2 protein-coding genes and 1 pseudogene are annotated in these 1582 nt (G+C 48.5%); 2 read left to right on the top strand and 1 reads right to left on the bottom strand.

Features of this window, described 5'->3' with window-relative positions:
• A partial coding sequence (locus Q0257_RS07050) for a dual specificity protein phosphatase (RefSeq protein WP_298023317.1) occupies positions 1-413 on the top strand: 413 nt, incomplete at its 5' end.
• A 175-nt stretch (positions 414-588) separates the two neighbouring features.
• Complete coding sequence (locus Q0257_RS07045) at positions 589-1038, top strand: hypothetical protein (protein ID WP_298023314.1); 450 nt, start codon at positions 589-591, stop codon at positions 1036-1038.
• A 314-nt stretch (positions 1039-1352) separates the two neighbouring features.
• On the opposite strand, the pseudogene murB reads toward Q0257_RS07045, so the two are convergent.
• A pseudogene (gene murB, locus Q0257_RS07040) lies at positions 1353-1582 on the bottom strand (UDP-N-acetylmuramate dehydrogenase); the annotation flags it as partial.

Below are 1582 nucleotides of genomic sequence, written 5' to 3'. Positions count from 1 at the left end.
CTCTTTGCGGCGGCGAAAATTTACCGCAAAAGGCGGCGGAACTAGGATCAAATTTTAGCGCCAAAGCGAGCTACGCGCACGGGCGAGATTTTAAATTTCACAGGCAAGCGGGCTCGCGGGTAAATTTGCTAGCGTGCGGCTCGGCAAACAAAAGCAAGATCGCCGAGGCAGGGCAAACTTTCGTGACCCCAAACGAACGAGCCGCCGAGCAAAACGATAAAAAAGTGCTAGTGTGCTGCGCGCTGGGCTACGGCAGGAGCGCGTCGGTGCTGCTTGCTTGGCTGGTGATTTACGCGGGACTGGGCTTTGACGAGGCGCTAAATTTACTAAAATCTCGTCGCGAAAAGATCGCAGTCGCTAGCTCGCTGCGTGAGCAGATAGAGCAGATAGCCGTTCGCACCAGCGAAATTTGAAAGCGAAGTAAAAAAGCGGCAAATTTACGCGCGAAATAGGCGCAGGCTAAATTTGATCAAGTCCGGTTTGAGGGATCAAATTTAAAAAATCTGAATGCTAGAAACAAGCGGCATTGTAAATTTCTCGGCGAAAACAAACTGGAATTTAGCCAAACGTCCAAAATGAGGAGAGAAAATGACGAATGCGGAGCAAAGCAAAAAAGCGGCGCAAGGCGGGGAGCGCGAATGCCGCCAAAGGACGGGCGACAGAGCCTTGGCGCTGGTTACGGCTAGGTTTTTGGCGACGCATAGGCTGGTTTTCTTGTTAAATTTACTTCAGCTAGCCGTCTGTCTTACTATTTTTACACATTTTGCCGTTATTGCGGGCTTTTTGACGGCTTTTGCGGCTCTGTTTTATCTGCACGTTAGGCTGCATTTTGATACGCTGATTTTTAGAGATTTTGCGGAGGGGAGGCTTGATTGCGGTAAATTTGACGCGGCGCTTGCGGAGCTAAATTTAGCTAGCAAGCCACCTAAAATCCGCGATATGAAAAGTCGCTGCGCCGGAGCTTTGCGGCTATATAAATTAACGGCCGCGCTTACTCTCGCCATCGTCGCGGCTTTAGCGGGTTACTATCTGAGCTAAATTTGCTTACCCGCTTAGACGGTTACGGAACGCCGATTTAGACGATCGCGTCGGTTTGGCGCGCAAAATTCAACAACTGTTTTTCATGGCGAGATAAACGGGATAAAATTGATTACTTTTGCGGGCTATTTTTGTAGCGACTATTTTAAGCGATGAAACAGCGGCTAGTATCGCCGACGCACCCTATTCGAGCGCTTTTAAATTTGACGATTTCATCGGTATTTTAAAATTTCAAAGCATAAAAAAATCCAGTGCAAAAAGACGAAATAGACAACCGAGCAAGTTTAGTCGGGGCAAAATATACGAATTCCTTTTTATAGCACCACGACTTCGGTTTCCAGTTCGATACCGAATTCCTCAAAAACGCGGCTTTGCGCTAAATTTATGAGCGCAATCACATCCTCAAAGCTCGCGCTGCCGAAATTTATGATGAAATTTGCGTGCTGCTCGCTAAATTTCGCTCCGCCGATCGCGTGGCCTTTTAATCCCGCCGCTTCGATCAGCCTGCCCGCGGCGTCATTCGGCGGGTTTTTAAAGCAGCTTC

The sequence above is a fragment of the uncultured Campylobacter sp. genome (genome assembly GCF_938018035.1).
Classification (GTDB): Bacteria; Campylobacterota; Campylobacteria; order Campylobacterales; family Campylobacteraceae; genus Campylobacter_B.
The sequence above is the reverse complement of the archived record's forward strand: the minus strand, read 5'-3'. Positions and strand labels throughout refer to the sequence as shown.